The organism is Hydrogenovibrio halophilus DSM 15072 (genome assembly GCF_000384235.1).
Lineage (GTDB): Bacteria > Pseudomonadota > Gammaproteobacteria > Thiomicrospirales > Thiomicrospiraceae > Hydrogenovibrio > Hydrogenovibrio halophilus.
In genome coordinates this window covers 624,395-640,421 of the sequence record NZ_KB913033.1, presented here as the reverse complement: position 1 = coordinate 640,421, position 16,027 = coordinate 624,395, and the positions used below count along the sequence as shown (strand labels likewise).

14 protein-coding genes are annotated in these 16,027 nt (G+C 53.9%); 8 read left to right on the top strand and 6 right to left on the bottom strand.

Going from position 1 to position 16,027, the window contains the following annotated elements; all coding sequences use genetic code 11:
• Nucleotides 1-134: 134 nt before the first annotated feature.
• The 3 genes from A377_RS11705 to recQ are packed head-to-tail and all read left to right on the top strand — an operon-like array spanning nt 135 to nt 6,287.
• Entirely contained in the window at nt 135-1,247 is a 1,113-nt protein-coding gene (locus A377_RS11705; RefSeq protein WP_157760716.1) for an efflux RND transporter periplasmic adaptor subunit, read from the top strand.
• Nucleotides 1,247-4,387 carry an efflux RND transporter permease subunit gene (locus A377_RS0103030; protein WP_019894684.1) on the top strand — a complete coding sequence of 1,047 codons (3,141 nt, stop codon included), beginning with the start codon at nt 1,247-1,249 and terminating at the stop codon, nt 4,385-4,387. Before A377_RS11705 ends, A377_RS0103030 begins: the two co-directional genes overlap by 1 nt.
• Before the next feature lie 55 nt (nt 4,388-4,442).
• Nucleotides 4,443-6,287, top strand: a complete 1,845-nt coding sequence (gene recQ / locus A377_RS0103025) for a DNA helicase RecQ (protein WP_019894683.1) — start codon at nt 4,443-4,445, stop codon at nt 6,285-6,287.
• Between the two features lie 5 nt (nt 6,288-6,292).
• Here the strand turns inward: recQ and A377_RS0103020 are convergent, their stop codons facing one another.
• Entirely contained in the window at nt 6,293-6,931 is a 639-nt protein-coding gene (locus tag A377_RS0103020) for a DNA-J related domain-containing protein (protein ID WP_019894682.1), read from the bottom strand.
• A gap of 87 nt (nt 6,932-7,018) precedes the next feature.
• Between A377_RS0103020 and nadD the strand changes: the two genes are divergently transcribed.
• Genes nadD through lspA form a run of 5 tightly spaced genes read left to right on the top strand, consistent with a single transcriptional unit; the run spans nt 7,019 to nt 10,517 of the window.
• Complete coding sequence (gene nadD / locus A377_RS0103015) at nt 7,019-7,681, top strand: nicotinate-nucleotide adenylyltransferase (protein WP_245546762.1); 663 nt, start codon at nt 7,019-7,021, stop codon at nt 7,679-7,681.
• A 24-nt stretch (nt 7,682-7,705) separates the two neighbouring features.
• Nucleotides 7,706-8,071 carry a ribosome silencing factor gene (rsfS, locus tag A377_RS0103010; protein WP_019894680.1) on the top strand — a complete coding sequence of 122 codons (366 nt, stop codon included), beginning with the start codon at nt 7,706-7,708 and terminating at the stop codon, nt 8,069-8,071.
• Nucleotides 8,072-8,542 carry a 23S rRNA (pseudouridine(1915)-N(3))-methyltransferase RlmH gene (rlmH, locus tag A377_RS0103005; RefSeq protein WP_019894679.1) on the top strand — a complete coding sequence of 157 codons (471 nt, stop codon included), beginning with the start codon at nt 8,072-8,074 and terminating at the stop codon, nt 8,540-8,542.
• 53 nt (nt 8,543-8,595) lie between these two features.
• Nucleotides 8,596-9,972, top strand: a complete 1,377-nt coding sequence (locus A377_RS0103000) for a GGDEF domain-containing protein (RefSeq protein WP_019894678.1) — start codon at nt 8,596-8,598, stop codon at nt 9,970-9,972.
• An 11-nt stretch (nt 9,973-9,983) separates the two neighbouring features.
• Nucleotides 9,984-10,517 carry a signal peptidase II gene (gene lspA, locus A377_RS0102995; protein ID WP_019894677.1) on the top strand — a complete coding sequence of 178 codons (534 nt, stop codon included), beginning with the start codon at nt 9,984-9,986 and terminating at the stop codon, nt 10,515-10,517.
• Between the two features lie 201 nt (nt 10,518-10,718).
• On the opposite strand, the gene A377_RS0102990 is transcribed toward lspA, so the two are convergent.
• From A377_RS0102990 to A377_RS0102970, 5 genes are all read right to left on the bottom strand, one after another.
• Nucleotides 10,719-12,314, bottom strand: coding sequence for a M48 family metalloprotease (locus A377_RS0102990; protein ID WP_019894676.1), 1,596 nt, complete (start codon nt 12,312-12,314; stop codon nt 10,719-10,721).
• A gap of 17 nt (nt 12,315-12,331) precedes the next feature.
• Complete coding sequence (locus A377_RS0102985; RefSeq protein WP_019894675.1) at nt 12,332-12,688, bottom strand: hypothetical protein; 357 nt, start codon at nt 12,686-12,688, stop codon at nt 12,332-12,334.
• 6 nt (nt 12,689-12,694) lie between these two features.
• Nucleotides 12,695-14,083: a CHASE2 domain-containing protein gene (locus A377_RS0102980; RefSeq protein WP_019894673.1), complete on the bottom strand. Its 1,389-nt coding sequence runs from the start codon at nt 14,081-14,083 to the stop codon at nt 12,695-12,697.
• A gap of 526 nt (nt 14,084-14,609) precedes the next feature.
• On the bottom strand, nt 14,610-14,783 hold the full coding sequence (locus A377_RS13090; protein ID WP_157760710.1) for a hypothetical protein: 174 nt from the start codon (nt 14,781-14,783) through the stop codon (nt 14,610-14,612).
• 4 nt (nt 14,784-14,787) lie between these two features.
• Complete coding sequence (locus tag A377_RS0102970; protein WP_019894671.1) at nt 14,788-16,014, bottom strand: lytic murein transglycosylase; 1,227 nt, start codon at nt 16,012-16,014, stop codon at nt 14,788-14,790.
• Nucleotides 16,015-16,027 lie beyond the last annotated feature (13 nt).

The window sequence follows — 16,027 nt, the reverse complement described above, 5'->3', positions numbered from 1 at the left end:
TCAATTTTAAAAAAATCTTTCAAATTAAGATGATGCCCATGTTGCCACCTGTTTCCTTTTGTTTTCCCCAAGGTTTTGCGCGCGGTGTTGCGCGTGTTTTCCGACCCGGAGTGTGGGCCGCTGGCCTGTTGTTTTTGGCGGCGGGCGCAGCGGCCAATGACGCCAAGTCGACCAAGTCCGCCCCAGCCGTTCCGGTGATTGTGTCAGAGGTGACCAAAGAGCCGATGGATGTGACCCTGACATTGCTGGGGGAGCTGAAAGCCAAAGACACGATCATGTTGACCGCGACGGTCACCGAAACCATTGACCGCATTCACTTTGAAGACGGGCAGACGGTGAAAAAAGGCGACCTGCTGGTCTCGCTGCGTGACCGGGAGGAAGAAGCCAGAGTGCTGGAAGCTCAGGCCACCGTTCGGGAAGCCAGAGCGCAATACGAGCGCGCCAAAGAAGTCGAAGGGCGTGGCAATGTCACTCAGGCCCTGGTGGATGAACGCTACCGCGAATGGCAGACCGCTCAGGCCAGACTCACCGTGGCCGAAGCGCAACTGGCCGACCGCCAGCTGACCGCGCCCTTTGATGGTCGCCTGGGGTTGAAGCGCATCAGCGAAGGCGCTTTGGTGCAGGTGGGCACCGAGATCGTGTCGATCCAGAACATCGCCCAACTGGATCTGGATTTGCTGATTCCCGAGCGTTACCTGAGTAGTGTTTTCAAAGGTCAATCCGTGGCCATTCAATCCCTGTCGTATCCCAATACCCCTTTTCAGGGCGAAGTCTTTGCGTTGTCGCCGGAAATGGACGCCGTGTCCCGCATGTTGCCGGTGCGGGCACGGGTGAACAACAACCGGGACCAACTGCTCAAAAGCGCCATGATGGTCGAGGCCACTCTGGCGCTGACCACAGCCGAACAGATTCGGATTCCCAACAGCGCCGTGTTGATGCAAGGCGATTTTACGACGGTCTACCGCCTCAAGCCGGACGGAGACTTTGAGACGGGCGAAGCCTATGAAGTGGAACGGGTGCGCATTGAAACCGGCCAGCGGGGCTCGGAGACCATTGAGGTGCTGTCCGGCCTGTCTCCGGGCGATGTCATCATCGCTCAGGGCGTGATGGGGGCTTCGGTGCGCAAACCGGTCAGAATCAAGGACTGGCAAACGCCGGAAAGCTCGCAGCGTGTGCTGCTGAAGGGCGATCCCGTTGCCACCCCTGAAAACACCAAAACAGACACGCAGACAGAGGGGCAACGCTGATGTGGTTGTCGGACACGTCCGTCAAGCGCCCGGTGTTTGCCGGGGTGGTGTCACTGCTGCTGTTTGCGCTGGGGTTGATTTCCTATGAGCGGATGTCGCTGCGCGAATACCCGGATGTGGATGCGCCCATCGTCAACATCCAAACCAATTACACCGGCGCTTCGGCATCGGTGGTGGAAAACCGGATTACCAAGCTACTGGAAGACCGGATTGCCGGGGTGTCGGGCATTCAGTATGTGTCTTCGACGTCCAAAGACGGACGCTCGGACATCACCGTGGAGTTCGACATTGATCGCGACATCGATTCGGCGGCCAATGACCTGCGCGATCGGGTATCGCGGGCACTGGACAATCTGCCGGAAGAGGCCGATCCACCGGAAGTGGAAAAGCGCGAGGGCGATGACAGCCCCATCATGTGGTTCAACCTGGCCAGTGACGACAAAACCATTCCCGAGCTGACCGATTACGCCGAACGTTACATTGTGGATCGCTTTTCGGTGCTCAATGGCGTGGCCCGGGTGCGCGTCGGCGGCGGTCAGTCGTTTGCGCTGCGCATCTGGCTGGACCCGAACAAGCTGGCCACCTACGACCTGACGCCGGGCGACATCGAAGCGCGGATTCGCGAGTCCAATGTGGAACTGCCGGTGGGGGCGATTCAGGGCGAACACATTCAGTTGACGCTCAAGGCCGAAAAACCCCTGGCCACGGTCGAAGATTTTCGTCGGCTGGTGGTCAAACAAAGCGGCCAGACCGGACAAGTGCGGCTGGATCAGGTCGCCGAAGTGCACATGGGCGCGGTGGAACGACGGCGTTACTTCAAGGGCAACGGCAAGCCGATGGTGGGCATCGGCATCATCAAACAGTCCACCGCCAACACGCTGGAAGTGGCGCGTCTGGCCAAAGCGCGCAAAGAACTGGTGAACAAAACCCTGCCGCCCGGACTGGAGCTGCGCGACAGTTACGACGCCTCGGTGTTTGTGGAAAACGCCATTTTCGAGGTGTTCAAAACACTGGGCATTGCGCTGGGGCTGGTGATACTGGTGATGCTGGCGTTTTTGAAAAACTGGCGCGCGGCACTGGTGCCGGCGGTGACGTTGCCGGTGTCGTTGATGGCGACCTTCTGGGTTTTATGGATGCTGGGCTTCTCGGTGAATCTGTTGACCCTGTTGGCGATGGTGCTGGCCATCGGGTTGGTGGTGGACGACGCCATTGTGGTGCTGGAAAACACTCAGCGCCATCTGGATATGGGGTATCCGCCCAATGCCGCGGCCTATCTGGGCACACGCCAGGTCGGCTTTGCGGTCATGGCCACCACGGCGGTGCTGGTGTCGGTGTTCCTGCCCATTGGCTTTATGGAAGGCCAGATCGGACGATTGTTTTCCGAGTTTGCGGTCACGCTGGCGGTGGCGGTGATTTTCTCCAGCTGGGTGGCGCTGACCCTGTCGCCGGCGCTGGCTTCCAAAATTCTGAAAAACCGCAAAGGCACGGTCAAACGGGTCGCCACCGACGGCCAGAACCACCAGGCCTGGTCAAAAAGGCATCGACCGGCCCCGAAACACGGCTTTAAAAAACTGCTGATCAAGAACCTGCGCTATCCCTGGGTGATTCTGACCGTGTTTGCGCTGGTGGTGGTGTGGTTGGTGCAGACCGCCCAGACCCTGCCGCGGGAATACGTGCCCAAAGAAGATCGCGGCGTGTTTTTTGTGATGGTCAAAGGGCCGGAGGGCGCGACCTTTGAATACATGCGCAGCTACATGGAAGAAATTGAAAGCCGGATGATGCCGCTGGTGGAAAGCGGCGAGGTCAAGCGCCTGATTGTGCGGGCACCGCGTTCGTTCGGTTCCAGCGAAATTTTCAATTCCGGCTTTGTGATCGCGGTGATGGAAGACTGGGCCGAGCGGCGCAACGGTTTTAAAATCATGCAGGCGGTGCGCGAAAGCCTGTCGGGGCTGAGCGGGGTTCGGGCCTTTCCGGTGATGCGCTCCAGCATCGGCGGGCGCATTCAAAGTCCGGTGCAGTTTGTGATCGGCGGCCCCAGTTATGAAAAACTGGCGCAATGGAAAGCCAAAATGAGCGACGCCATTGCCGAAAACAATCCCGGCCTTAACAGTCTGGATTGGGATTACGAACCCACCAAACCGGAGCTGGCGCTGACCATCGATTACGACCGCGCCAAAGCGTTGGGCGTGACCCATGGCGAGCTCAACGAAACCCTGCAGATTTTGCTGGGGTCCAAGCGCGTGACCACCTTTGAGTACGATGGCGAAGAATACGACATCCTGCTCAAAGCCGATCCCAAATGGGCGATGGCCCCGGAAGACCTGGGGCAGATTTATCTGAACGCAGACGGGCAGATGGTGCCCCTGTCGAGTCTGGTCACGCTGGAAGAGCGGGCCACAGCGGCTGAACTGAACCGTTACAACCGGATTCGGTCCATTACCCTGAGCGCCAAGCTGGACGAGGACTATTCGCTGGGGGCCGCGCTGGATTATCTGAACGATCTGACCCGCGAGGTCTTGCCCGAGGAAGCCACCATCGATTACAAAGGCCAGTCCCGCGATTTCCAGACCTCGTCCAACTCGATCCTGTTTGTGTTTCTGTTCGGTCTGGTGGTGGTCTTTCTGGTGCTCTCGGCCCAGTTTGAGAGTTTCCGCCAGCCGTTGGTGATCATGCTGACGGTGCCGCTGGCGTTTGCCGGCGGGGTATGGGCGATGGTGCTGTTCGGGATCAGTCTGAACATCTATTCGCAGATTGCGCTGGTGATGCTGCTGGGACTGGCCACCAAAAACGGGATTCTGATTGTGGAGTTCACCAACCAGTTGCGCGACAAAGGCATCGGCTTTTATCGGGCCCTGCTCAGTGCGACCCATTTGCGTTTGCGCCCGATTCTGATGACCACGCTCACCACCTGTGTTGGTGCGGTGCCGCTGATTCTGTCCAGCGGTGCCGGGGCCGAAACCCGCGAAGTATTGGGCTGGGTGCTGCTGTTCGGGGTGGCCCTGTCCACCCTGTTGAGCCTGCTGGTGATCCCGCTGGCCTATCGCCTGCTGGCGCGCAACACCCATTCGCCGCAATACAGCGCCCAGAAGCTGGAACGTTCGTTGGATGAGGCGGGAGCACCGCATTCAGAACGCTTGTGATCGCACCCAAAATGCAGTAGGGTGAGCGGTTTTCAGTGAGCGGAATGACACACGCATGAGCGCCACGCCCGAACAGCCATTTGCCCCTTCCCCGGACGAGACCCGCCTTCAGGCCAGAACGGTGCTGAAGTCGGTGTTCGGGTTTGACGAATTCCGTCCCGGCCAGGAAGCGGTGATCACGCACATGCTGGCCGGCGGCGACTCGTTGGTGCTGATGCCCACCGGCGGCGGCAAATCCCTGTGTTATCAGATTCCGGCGCTGGTGCGACCCGGCACCGCGATTGTGGTGTCGCCGCTGATTTCGCTGATGCAGGATCAGGTCGGCGCGCTCAAGGCACTGGGCATTCGGGCCGAATTCTACAATTCCTCGCTGGACCCCATGGCCGCGGAACAGGTGCTGCGCCAGTTGCATCAGGGCGAGCTGGATCTGCTCTATGTTTCGCCCGAACGCCTGCTGATGCCCAATTTCATTGCCCAGTTGCAGTCGCTGCCCATTGCCATGCTGGCGATTGACGAGGCGCACTGTGTGTCGCAATGGGGCCACGATTTCCGCCCTGAATACAGTCGTATCGGCGCTTTGCGCCCGCATTTTCCGCAGGTGCCGTTTCTGGCCCTGACCGCCACCGCCGATCAGGCGACCCGCGATGACATCGTCACCCGTTTGCAATTGCAGCAACCGCGGATTGAAATCGGTTGTTTCGACCGGCCCAATATCCGCTACACCGTGCAGGAAAAACGCACCCCTTTTAAGCAACTGCAAAGCTTTCTTGATACCCGTGACCCGGACGACAGCGGCATTGTCTATTGCCTGAGCCGCAAACGGGTGGAAGAGGTTGCGGCGCAACTGCAGGATCTGGGCTATCAGGCCAAGGCCTATCACGCCGGTTTGCCGGGCGATCACCGCTCACAGGTGCATCAGAATTTTCTGCGCGATGAGGTGCGGATTGTGGTGGCCACGGTGGCGTTCGGCATGGGCATCGACAAGCCCAATGTGCGCTTTGTGGTGCATTACGATCTGCCCAAGAACATCGAAGGCTACTATCAGGAAACCGGGCGCGCCGGACGCGACGGACTCAGTGCCGAGGCCTTGCTGTTGTTTGGTGGGCGCGACATCAATACCGCGCGTTATTTCATCGAGCAGAACACCAACGAAGAGCAGCGCCGGATCGAGAGTTTCAAGCTTTCGGCCATGGTCGAGTTTGCCCAGGCCCTGTCCTGTCGGCGCATGGTGCTGCTCAATTACTTCGGCCAGCGTGACGGCCAGCCCTGCGGTAACTGCGATGTGTGTCTGAATCCGCCCCGCGTGTTTGACGGGCTGGAAGCGGCGCAAAAAGTGTTGTCTTGTGTCTATCGTCTGGGGCAGGGCTATGGCGTGCGTTATGTGGTCGAAATCCTGCGCGGTCAGGAAAACGAGCGCATCCGCAATCTGAATCATCAGACCCTGAGCACCTGGGGCATCGGCAAGGAATTTTCCGCTGCGGAATGGGAATCGATCATTCACCAGTTGATTCATCAGGGCTTTCTGGTGCAGGACATTCGCAACTACTCGGTGCTGCAGTTCACCGAAAAATCGGGGCAACTGCTTAAGGGGCAGGTCAGTGTCGAACTGGCCTTGCCCAAAAAAGCGACCGGCAAGGCCCGCGGACAGGCCCGGCGCACCGAAAAAGACGAGCTGAGCACGTTGCAGCGCGAGGTGTTTGAAACCCTGCGCAGTCTGCGAAAAGAGATCGCCGACTCCGAAGACCGTCCGGCCTATCAGGTGTTCGGTGATGCGGTGCTGATTGAAATGGCCAAACACCTGCCCAAAACCGACGGCGACCTGCTCGCCATTCCCGGCATCGGCGAACGCAAACTGGCCCAGTACGGCTTCGAATTTCTGCAGTGCCTGCGCACGTTTTGATCCGATCAGCCGATCTGTTGCAGTAGCACGGCTCGGGCGTGGGTGATGGCGTGGAAGGCTTCGGCGTCGCCGCCTTTGTCCGGGTGGTGCTTTTGGCTGAGTCGGCGGTATTGCTGCTGAATGGAGCGTTCGCTTAGTTCGGCGTCCTGCGGCCAATCCAATGTCAGTTTGGCCTGCTCGATGTCTTTTTCACTGGCGGTCGTCGGCACCGGCCCGGCGGCCAGACGCTGCCAGAAATCGGTGAGCAGATCGATCACATCGTCTTCCTGTGTGTTCCGGTATTCGTCAAAATCCAGATAATAGGCGCGCAAAGGGTCGTTTTTGACCAGGCCTGGTGAAAAACGGGTCGAATCCGGCATCGGAGCCAGATGCAGGTCAAGAGTGTGGATGTGCAAATGCCCTTTGCCGTGCTGCAGCCAGTGATCCTGCAGGCGATAGAGCAGGTGAAACAGCATGAAATGGGTTTGGAACAGCACCAGCGGGTCCAGACTGGGACGAAACTGTTCGAACCCCTGTTCGACCAGATGCAGCATCAATTGATGCTCGGTCAGTTTGGGCGTGGTCTGCAAAAGCGCCAGCAGCGTCTGCTCGAACGCGGGCGGAATCGGGGGCAGGTCGGAAGTTGGAGTTTGTCGGGGCAACATTGCTATAATGTAGCAGAGTTCTTTGTTCAAAATCAAAGGGCGATCACAGGACGCGACCATTCACACATTCGCCGACAGCGAGGGGCTGTGCCAGAGAGCATTTATCAGAAAATCGGGCAGGTAGAGCGGGTGATCGGCATCAATGGCGGCACCTTTGACCCGGTGCATTTCGGCCATTTGCGGCCCGCGCTGGAAGTCACCGAAGCCCTGGCGCTGTCGCAGATGCGATTTGTGCCCGTCTACCAGCCGGTGCACAGGGGGCAACCCGGTCAAAGCGCGCAGCATCGTTGCCGGATGGTGGAACTGGCGATTGAGCGCCAGCCGTTGTTCTGTCTGGACCGGCGTGAAGTCGATCGCGGCGGCCCGTCTTATATGGTCGATACCCTGGCCTCACTGAAAACCGATTTTGCGGACGCGGCGCTGGTGCTGATGATGGGCATGGACGCGTTTGCCCATTTTCCCCACTGGCACGATTGGCAAGGCATTCTGGCGCTGGCCAACCTTGTGGTGACTCATCGCCCCGGACAGACGTTGCCCGAAGATGGCGAAGCGGAGGCGTTGCTGGAAGCGCGGCAGGTGGACTGCCTGACCCAGCCCCAGGGCCAGATTCTGGATCTGGGGGTGACGCAACTGGCGATCAGTGCGACCCAGATTCGCCAAGGCCTTTCCGCGCACCACGCGCCCGATTTTCTGCTTCCGGAACGCGTGGCCGATTACATTCAAACCCATCAACTTTATTACCCGTCATAACGACGCATCAGGAGAAACCCCCGCATGGATTTAGCGCAAACCCGCAGCTTGATTGAAACCAGTCTGGACGACGCCAAAGCCCGAGACATTCAGGTGATGGATGTCAGCAAAATCAGCTCGTTTACCGATCTGATGGTGGTGGCGACCGGCACCTCCACCACCCATGTGCGTTCCACAGGCGATGCACTGAGTCAGGCGTTCAAGGAAGCCGGCGAGCCGCCTTTGGGCGTGGAATCCGGCCCCAACCCCGATTGGGTGCTGGTGGATCTGGGGCAGGCCGTGGTGCATGTGATGACCGAATCGGCCCGCGCCCATTATCAGCTGGAAAAGCTCTGGGACATGCCGCCTCAGCGTGCCGGGGAAAAAGTGGACCCGACCGAGCTGCTGTAAATGGTGATTCACCTGATTGCGATCGGCCAGAAGATGCCGAACTGGGTAGAGACCGCCTATGCCGACTACGCCAAACGCCTGCCGAACCAGTGCCGACTGAAACTGGTGGCTTTGCCCATGCCGCACCGGGGCAAAACGTCGTCGCCTGCTCAGGCACTGGCCGAAGAGGCCAAACGGATTGAGGCGGCGATTCCCAAAGGGACCACGGTGGTGGTGCTGGATGAAAAAGGTGAGTCCCCGACCACACAGAAACTGGCCCACAGACTCGACAACTGGCTGGGAAGCGGTCAGGATGTGGCGTTGATTGTGGGTGGGCCGGACGGTCTGGACCCGACAGTGAAATCCAAGGCCCAATGGCAATGGAGTCTGTCGCCATTGACGCTGCCGCACCCGCTGGTCCGGGTGTTGCTGGCCGAACAGCTCTATCGGGCCTGGAGCCTGTTACAGAATCACCCGTATCACCGACCTTAATCGTAGCGATTGACCGACACAAAAGCACGGCACAGAATCAGCAAAGGACCATCATGCATCTGATGACAGAGGGACACAACACCAGTGGATTGGCGCAGTTTTATCTGCAGAATCTGTACACCGACGCCCACAATGCGTTGCTGGCGCAGGGACGGGAACTGTTTGAACAGGAAGCCGGGGCAGCGGTGGACAAGTTTTACGACCAACTGATGTCCACGCCCAAAGCCGCGGCCTATCTGACCACCGATCTGGTGCAGAACCGGCTCAAATCCGAACTGAAAAAATGGATTCTGACCACGCTGTCGTCGAAAACGGCCGCCGAAGTGCCGGAAGTGGTTGCGTTGCAACTGAAAATCGGCGAAGTGCATGCGCGCATCGATGTGCCCATGTCGCTGGTGGATTCGTCGATTTTCATTATCAAGCACCATCTGTTCCGCGCCATTCTGCACAGTGACTTGCCGCGCGAGACCCAGACCGAGCTGGTGGCGTTGGTGGATACCATTCTGATGGCCAGTCTCAGCCTGATCGACGAAGCCTATCTGGGCGGTCTGGTCGAAAGCGAGCGGGTCAGTCAGGAGTACCGCAGTCACACGTCCGCCCACGACATTGCCGTGGACATTGAACGGGTCAAATCCGGTCTGTTCAGTTGGTTCACCCATTATGTGTCGGACGTGGCCCTCAAGCACAAACGTCTGCCCAAAAGCATTTATCAGGACGACGCCGGACTCTGGCTGATCCACAAACTGCCGTTGATCTCCGGGGACGCGTCGGCCACCCAGACCCTTCAGAACAGTCTGAAAGCCTTTGACGAACTGACCCGGCAACCGATGGACGAGGCGGACCTGTCCGAGCGCTTTGACGGGCTGCAAGGGCATCTGAACGAAATTTCCTATCTGCTCACCCACATTGCGGACCGCAACCTGGCCTCGGCGTCACAGAAAGACGACCTGACCGCGCTGGTGGCCCGGCGCTTTATGGTGCCGATCATGCAGAAAGAAACCCAGCTGGCGCTCAAGATCAACAAAACCTACAGTGTGCTGATGATTGATCTGGACGATTTCAAAGTGATCAATGACGCCCACGGTCACCTGGCCGGGGATAAGGTGCTGACTCAGGTGGCCGGGGTGGTGACCCGTCAGATTCGGGTCACGGATTACGCCTTCCGCTATGGCGGCGAAGAATTGATGGTGGTGCTGCCCGAATGCGCCTTGAGCAAAGCCTGCTCGGTGGCGGAAGCGCTGCGTCTCAAAGTGGCCGAGCGGCCGATTGAGCTGGAGCAGGGCAGCCAGATCAAGGTGACCTGCTCCATCGGGGTGGCCGAGTTTGAATCGCACCCGGATTTTATGAAAGTGATCGAGGCGGCGGATCGCCAACTCTACAAAGCCAAGCATGCCGGTAAAAACCGGGTACTGCCTGTGCCCAAATCCTGAGAGGAACCGCAATGAACGCATTTGCCTGGAAACGGATAAGCGCCACGGCCTTGCCCAGTCTGTGGCTGGCACTGATCTGGCTGGTGGCCGATCAGGTGACCAAAGCCTGGGCCCAGACTTATTTGATGGTGGGCGAGCCGGTATCGGTGCTGCCGCATCTGAACTGGACGCTGGCCTACAATTACGGGGCCGCGTTCAGCTTTCTGGCGGACGAAAGCGGTTGGCAGCGCTGGTTTTTCAGCGGGCTGGCGCTGGTGGTCAGTGTGGTGCTGATCGTCTGGCTGGCACGGTTGCCCCGGCGCTGGACCGCGGAAGTGGTAGGGCTGAACCTGATTCTGGGGGGCGCCATTGGCAATGTGATCGACCGCATTCAAGCCGGGCGCGTCACCGATTTCATCGACTTTTACATCGGCAACTGGCACTACGCCACCTTCAACGTGGCCGATGTCGCCATCAGCCTGGGCGCGTTCCTGCTGATCCTCTCCGAATTCTGGTTGAAACCGCGAGCCAAAAAACGGGCGCAGGTATCTGACGATCAGGCCTAACCGTTGAGATTTTCAGGTATTTGATTACTGGTGATATTTGTGAGATGCCGCCAGCTGAATAAAGACAGAATCAATCGATTCTGACATCATTCATTCTTCCAACATAGCATGAGCGGTGGTTTGGGTGTAATGTCCCTCCCGATTTTGTCCACTCAAGCATTTGCAAAACAGAAATTGCATTTTAAGTTGAAACCGCGAGTTTTAAAATGGAAGAAAGGATCGGATACCTGAACCACTCGACTCAGCTTCTGCATTATCTGTCATAGTAGAATCTGTCTCATTTTGGGCTACAGTGCTCAGGATTGCTTTTGAATCTAAGTTCAGGTGACGCCCTAAAGCCTTTTGACATCCTCTCATTACATCTACATCAACGGTTCTTACGCACTGCACTTCCTCCATTTTCGTTGAAGCCCCGTATTTTTTCTTCAACTTGATTGTAATCGGCAAATAAGCGTTGGGGTAATCAAGTTCTTTATTTATTTTTTCGACCAAAGCCAGTGTTTTTTGCTTATCGCCTTGCGCGTCGTAATAAGCGATCACATTGCTGTATACACTTAACGTAGCATTGGGGTCTTTCAAGGCCATTTCACGATTTAACTGAGCTTTTTTCTGAAAACCTTGAGTATCTCGAATTGAGGCCATAACCATTCTCAAATAGGAGCTTTTTTCCAACCCTTGTCGCATCGCTTTTCTTAAAACTCTAAGTGCTTGAGAAGATTTCTTCTGCTCGAGTAAAGTATTCACTTCGTTTACTCGATACAAATCTTTTAACAGACGGTAATCCGGCATGACAAGACCTAGCTCAGGTGACCTTGCTTTTCTGTTTAAGTTCTGTTTACCAATTTCATTAATAAGAAGATCTTTTGATTTTTTAATGCGTGTATGAGCCGAAAAATATTTACCGGTCATCGAATCTTTTGACCGTTCTTGAGCTGTCTGTTCTGCTTCTCCCTCGGACGAAAAAAACTCTCCGGCATCTCCAATCATGGTCTTCATCGAATCCATGACCTTGGATGTTTCATTATTCTGAGCCACGAACAAACCAGGGTTGTTTTCCTCAAATTCTTTTCTCTTTTTGAGAAACTTCAGGAAATACTTCTCGTTTAAATTGGCGTTGTGAAGCAGATGAATCGCAGACAGGTCGGCATCCTGCTCTTGCTCACGATTCCATTTTGTAAAAGCAACCGCATTGATGGTGTCGTCCAGAAGCTGCTGACCAAGCATGGATGGTAGCCCCTCTAGCAACTCGCTTTGTGGCAGTTTCGCCATCTTTGCAGCCAGTCTGGCTTCAGCAATTTTCAGTCCCTTGTCCGTTACCTCCTGCATATTATCTTTGGTGTGATCACCATTTAATATATGCATTAATTCATGAGCAATTACCGAGTGCAGTTCGGTTTCTGTTTCAAGCTGGGTAAGCATCCCGGTATTGATAACAATCAAACCATTCGGAAGAGTAACGGCATTGAATGCGGTATCAACACTCACTTTAATTTCAGGTTTATCCTCGATAAAAGCACTTCTAAGCTCATTTTTTACAATAATATCTTCTAATAAGCCATTCAGGTAACCTTCAAGCCTTGGTAGGTCAACTAAGGGCATCAAGCTTCTTTTAGCTTCCAGTCGATCCTCTTGTGGATCAAGTTTCAGCTCTAAACTTGAATAATCAGAAGCAGTGAAGGGTTTACTCTCAGCTTCTGCACTTGCCGACTGGTTCATAGATTTAATAGGGTTACAGCCTGTTAAGTTGACACTAGCCAGTAGGGTCGTTATAGCTATTAATTTTTGAGTTTTCATCATTTTTGAAGAGTCCCTAATCATTTCTTACATCCAATCCCCGCACCTCGAATGCCGAAGTGACTGGTTTCATAGTCTGTTGCTAACTGGGTGCTGTTACATAAGCTTTCAATTTGAACTCTGTCTGACGTTTCGACATCTACGCCACTTACCCAGTAAGTTTTAGTACCAATATGAAACGCGTATCGATCCCCCGATTCCTTAACAATCTTGACCGGCGGTTCTGGTAAGGAAATCCCATCTTTCATCGGCATGTCCGCTTCTGGTGTCGGATAAATATCCATTAACTCAGGATCACCAAACTCCACAATTTCAGAATCTGAAGCTGCTCCTGTTAAGGAAAAAGCGATCAAGCCTGTAAACAGCACTTTCTTCATCAGACATTACTCCTTATCTTTTTTTAAACACTTTTTTTGATAACAATCTTCTTCTATTTTGAAAAGTAGCCAAGCCAATGGGATTAGGCCAATTGCATTAATGATATTTGCCGGTGCCACATGGTATAGAACGGTTAAAACAGCAATAAAAATGATGTATGCTAATAAGAGCAAAATTACTGCAAGCTTTCGACTTGCCTTCAATTCGCCTAGAATATAAGAAGAATTGTTTTTTTCTTTTGTTGCCATGATAAAGGCCAAAGCTATTGCAAATATGGCCCATAGAGAATAATCATAAACCTTACCTAATGACCTGAAATAATTTCCTTTAAAATCTAAAAGATTTTCTAAAGCCATAGCATGATAAAAGACACCAGGAATCGTACCGTGTACCGGAGAGTATACCTTGTCACCCAACGCGATGTAGTCAGCAGCGTACAAAATGGTTGCGTCATCAAAAATCGTTTTTATTTTTTCTTTGCCCACTGCCCCTTTATTTAACATTTTCTGAAGTTCATCCAAATAGATCACTCTTTGCGCATAGCAGTATCTACTTTCAGCCTGGAACCATGGAAGATACTCTGCAAAATAAATGGTACTACGCTTCAAATTATTAAAAAAACTGGATCGATCCTCGCATTCTTTTCCAAGGGTTTGACTATATAATCTTTTATTAAAATTATCACTCCAGAAAACAAACATATTTTCATTGAAGTTAGTTAGTGTTGTGTCATATGTGTTCAAGTTTTCGTACATCTTTAAGGCAGGTGAGTATATGTATTTATCTTTAAATTTTTTATATAAAGGCATTTCATTTTTATTTGACCAGGCGTTAAAAACAGGGGTGCTATAAATTGATAGCTGGTTGTTTATTTCATCATCTATATGTTCTTTTATACTTCCCGTTGCGTGTAATATTTTTATTTCTTTTTTTTGATTCAACGCTTTAAGTGTTCTTGTTAAATAGTTGAACGTATCATCCGTATTACGGATTTTTTGGAACTCAATATCAATAAAAATTTGTTTGGGATCGGAGTTAGATGCAATTGTCTTTAGGACATTGGCATGGTCTTTATATAGAATCGGCCATTCATTGGCATAAGTAATTCGCATTGGCTCAGGGAGTTGAGACACCAAATCAAGAGCTGAATCGTTAATTAATAAAATAACAATTTTTTCATCATGCCTTTCATCGCTAAAAGGATAAAAGGGTGAAAGAATCTTTGACACCTCTTCCTCTGATTTTTCATCTGCAGTTTCAGTTAAACCTAGTGGGTTGAACTCCATAGCTAGAACACCCAAAAAAACAAAGATAATACTGCGCCCCAACAACCTGCCCCAAAAAGGAAGTGCAGTCCAATAAAAACATAAGCTATCTTTGGTTTTATTTAACATAATTCCCCAGGTTGTTTTAACTTGAAAGTTTTTCCCTATATGAACTCCTGAATTCAGGTGTCAAATGTTGCAATACCTATTGCGAAATGATTACCATGTCTAAGTGGGTCATGCTCCCAGTTGTTCAGTTTGATTCTTTGGTTTTGATGCTAAACCCACTTATAGACTTCTGCACCAACCCGGTCATCACATAATTCAATTTTTAGGTTTTTTTTAGTCCAGCAATAATTTTTTAAAAACCCACCGCCAACTTCAAACGAAGCACGGTGACTACATGGTCAACCTGCTTTGCAGAGAATATCTTCAGAACTGAAGATCAGTGTCTTCATGAATACTACCGCAAGTAAAAGTCTTTTGCTAGATGAAATGCGCATTATTTGCGTCGTGAGGGTGATGTCTGTGCAGTGGAAAATCGTTGTTGCGACTTGGTGAAGTGCTTGGCACGATTTGATGGTTTTGGCCATATCAACGTTGTGGGGCCACGTTGGCACTCAAGGAACCGTTGGCGGTCAATCCCGGCTAACGGTCAGGTTGGTTTTTGGCGTCTCAGTCTGGCCTGATGGCCGGTGTGTTTCAGCAGCATTTTGGCCAGGTGGCATTGCAGTTTCCAGAACAAATAGGCGCTGTGGTTGATCCGGCGTTCGGTCAGAGGCCGGTTCAACAGGGTGCTTGCATGCTCATCGGTCATGTCGTGAGGCATTGGGTCAGTCCCCCTGACGTTCCCGCAGAATTTCCAGCATCCGATAGGACGGGTAGCCGTCGGCGGGCAGGTTTTGCTGCTTCTGATAATGGCGCAGGGCTTCACGGGTTTTGCTGCCGATCACGCCGTCCACCGGCCCCACCGCCAGGCCAGCCGCGCCCAGACGTTCCTGCAGTTCGCGGGTTTGCTGATGGCTGAGTGCTTCGTCGTTTTCCGGTGGCGATTTGCTCAAAGGGGCGCGGCCCACAATCCGGTCGGCCAGATGCCCGACGGCCAAGGCGTAGTTGTCGGAATGGTTCCAGCGCTTGATCACGTTGAAATTGTCATACACCAGAAACGCCGGGCCACGATGATCGTAAGGCAGCAGCAGGGCGGCCTGCATGGCTTCTTGCGGCAATTTTCGCCCGTCCGCCAGCGTCAGCCCCATTTTTGACCAGGCCTGCAGTGAACGCTGGGTTTTGCCGTCGGCCAGGCTGTAATCAAAATCTTCGGGCAAAGCGACTTCGCGTCCCCAGTTTTCGCCGCGTTCCCAGCCCAGTTCCTGTAGAAAGTGGCCCATGGAATGAAACACATCGTCCAGACTGTTCCACAGGTCGACCTTGCCGGAGTTGTCGGCGTCCACGGCGTATTTGAGGTAATTGGTGGGCATGAACTGACACTGCCCCATGGCACCGGCCCAGGAACCGCGCATCTGATCGGGCGCCACATGGCCCTGTTCCACAATGGTCAGGGCCGCAATCAACTGTTTCTGGAAAAAGCCGGAGCGCCGGGGGTCGTAGGAAAGCGTTGCCAGCGATTCGATGATCGGGGTGTTGCCGGTGTAGCCGCCGTAATTGGTTTCCATCCCCCACAGAGCGATGATGAATCTGGCCGGTACGCCGTATTGTTCGGTGACTTCGTGCAGCTGGGGGCGGTATTTGCGATAGAGCTTGCGCCCGTTTTCGACCCGCCAGTCGGTGATGGCCGAGTCAAAATACTGCCAGAAGGTGCGGGTGAATTCGGGCTGGCGCCGGTCCAGTTCCAGCACGCGTTTGTTCAGGCGCACGCCTGCAAAGGCCTGCTGCAGCGTGGCCGGGCTAATGCCTTCGGACGCGGCTTTCTGCTTGAAGGTTTGCAGCCATTGCTGGAAGTCGTCATTGGATTGGGGGGGCGGAGTATAGGCTTGCGCACCCAAAGCCAGCCATGACAGTGTCAGGCCCAGTAGCAAACGTAAAGCAAAAGTCGAAACCATGGTTGTCCATTGT

Bases quoted from the DNA above. Each gene is read 5' to 3' on its own strand.
- A377_RS0103030 (WP_019894684.1), top strand. From the start codon at position 1,247: ATGTGGTTGTCGGACACGTCCGTCAAGCGCCCGGTGTTTGCCGGGGTG.
- recQ (WP_019894683.1), top strand. From the start codon at position 4,443: ATGAGCGCCACGCCCGAACAGCCATTTGCCCCTTCCCCGGACGAGACC.
- A377_RS0103020 (WP_019894682.1), bottom strand. From the start codon at position 6,931: ATGTTGCCCCGACAAACTCCAACTTCCGACCTGCCCCCGATTCCGCCC.
- rsfS (WP_019894680.1), top strand. From the start codon at position 7,706: ATGGATTTAGCGCAAACCCGCAGCTTGATTGAAACCAGTCTGGACGAC.
- rlmH (WP_019894679.1), top strand. From the start codon at position 8,072: ATGGTGATTCACCTGATTGCGATCGGCCAGAAGATGCCGAACTGGGTA.
- A377_RS0103000 (WP_019894678.1), top strand. From the start codon at position 8,596: ATGCATCTGATGACAGAGGGACACAACACCAGTGGATTGGCGCAGTTT.
- lspA (WP_019894677.1), top strand. From the start codon at position 9,984: ATGAACGCATTTGCCTGGAAACGGATAAGCGCCACGGCCTTGCCCAGT.
- A377_RS0102990 (WP_019894676.1), bottom strand. From the start codon at position 12,314: ATGATGAAAACTCAAAAATTAATAGCTATAACGACCCTACTGGCTAGT.
- A377_RS0102985 (WP_019894675.1), bottom strand. From the start codon at position 12,688: ATGAAGAAAGTGCTGTTTACAGGCTTGATCGCTTTTTCCTTAACAGGA.
- A377_RS0102980 (WP_019894673.1), bottom strand. From the start codon at position 14,083: ATGTTAAATAAAACCAAAGATAGCTTATGTTTTTATTGGACTGCACTT.
- A377_RS13090 (WP_157760710.1), bottom strand. From the start codon at position 14,783: ATGCCTCACGACATGACCGATGAGCATGCAAGCACCCTGTTGAACCGG.
- A377_RS0102970 (WP_019894671.1), bottom strand. From the start codon at position 16,014: ATGGTTTCGACTTTTGCTTTACGTTTGCTACTGGGCCTGACACTGTCA.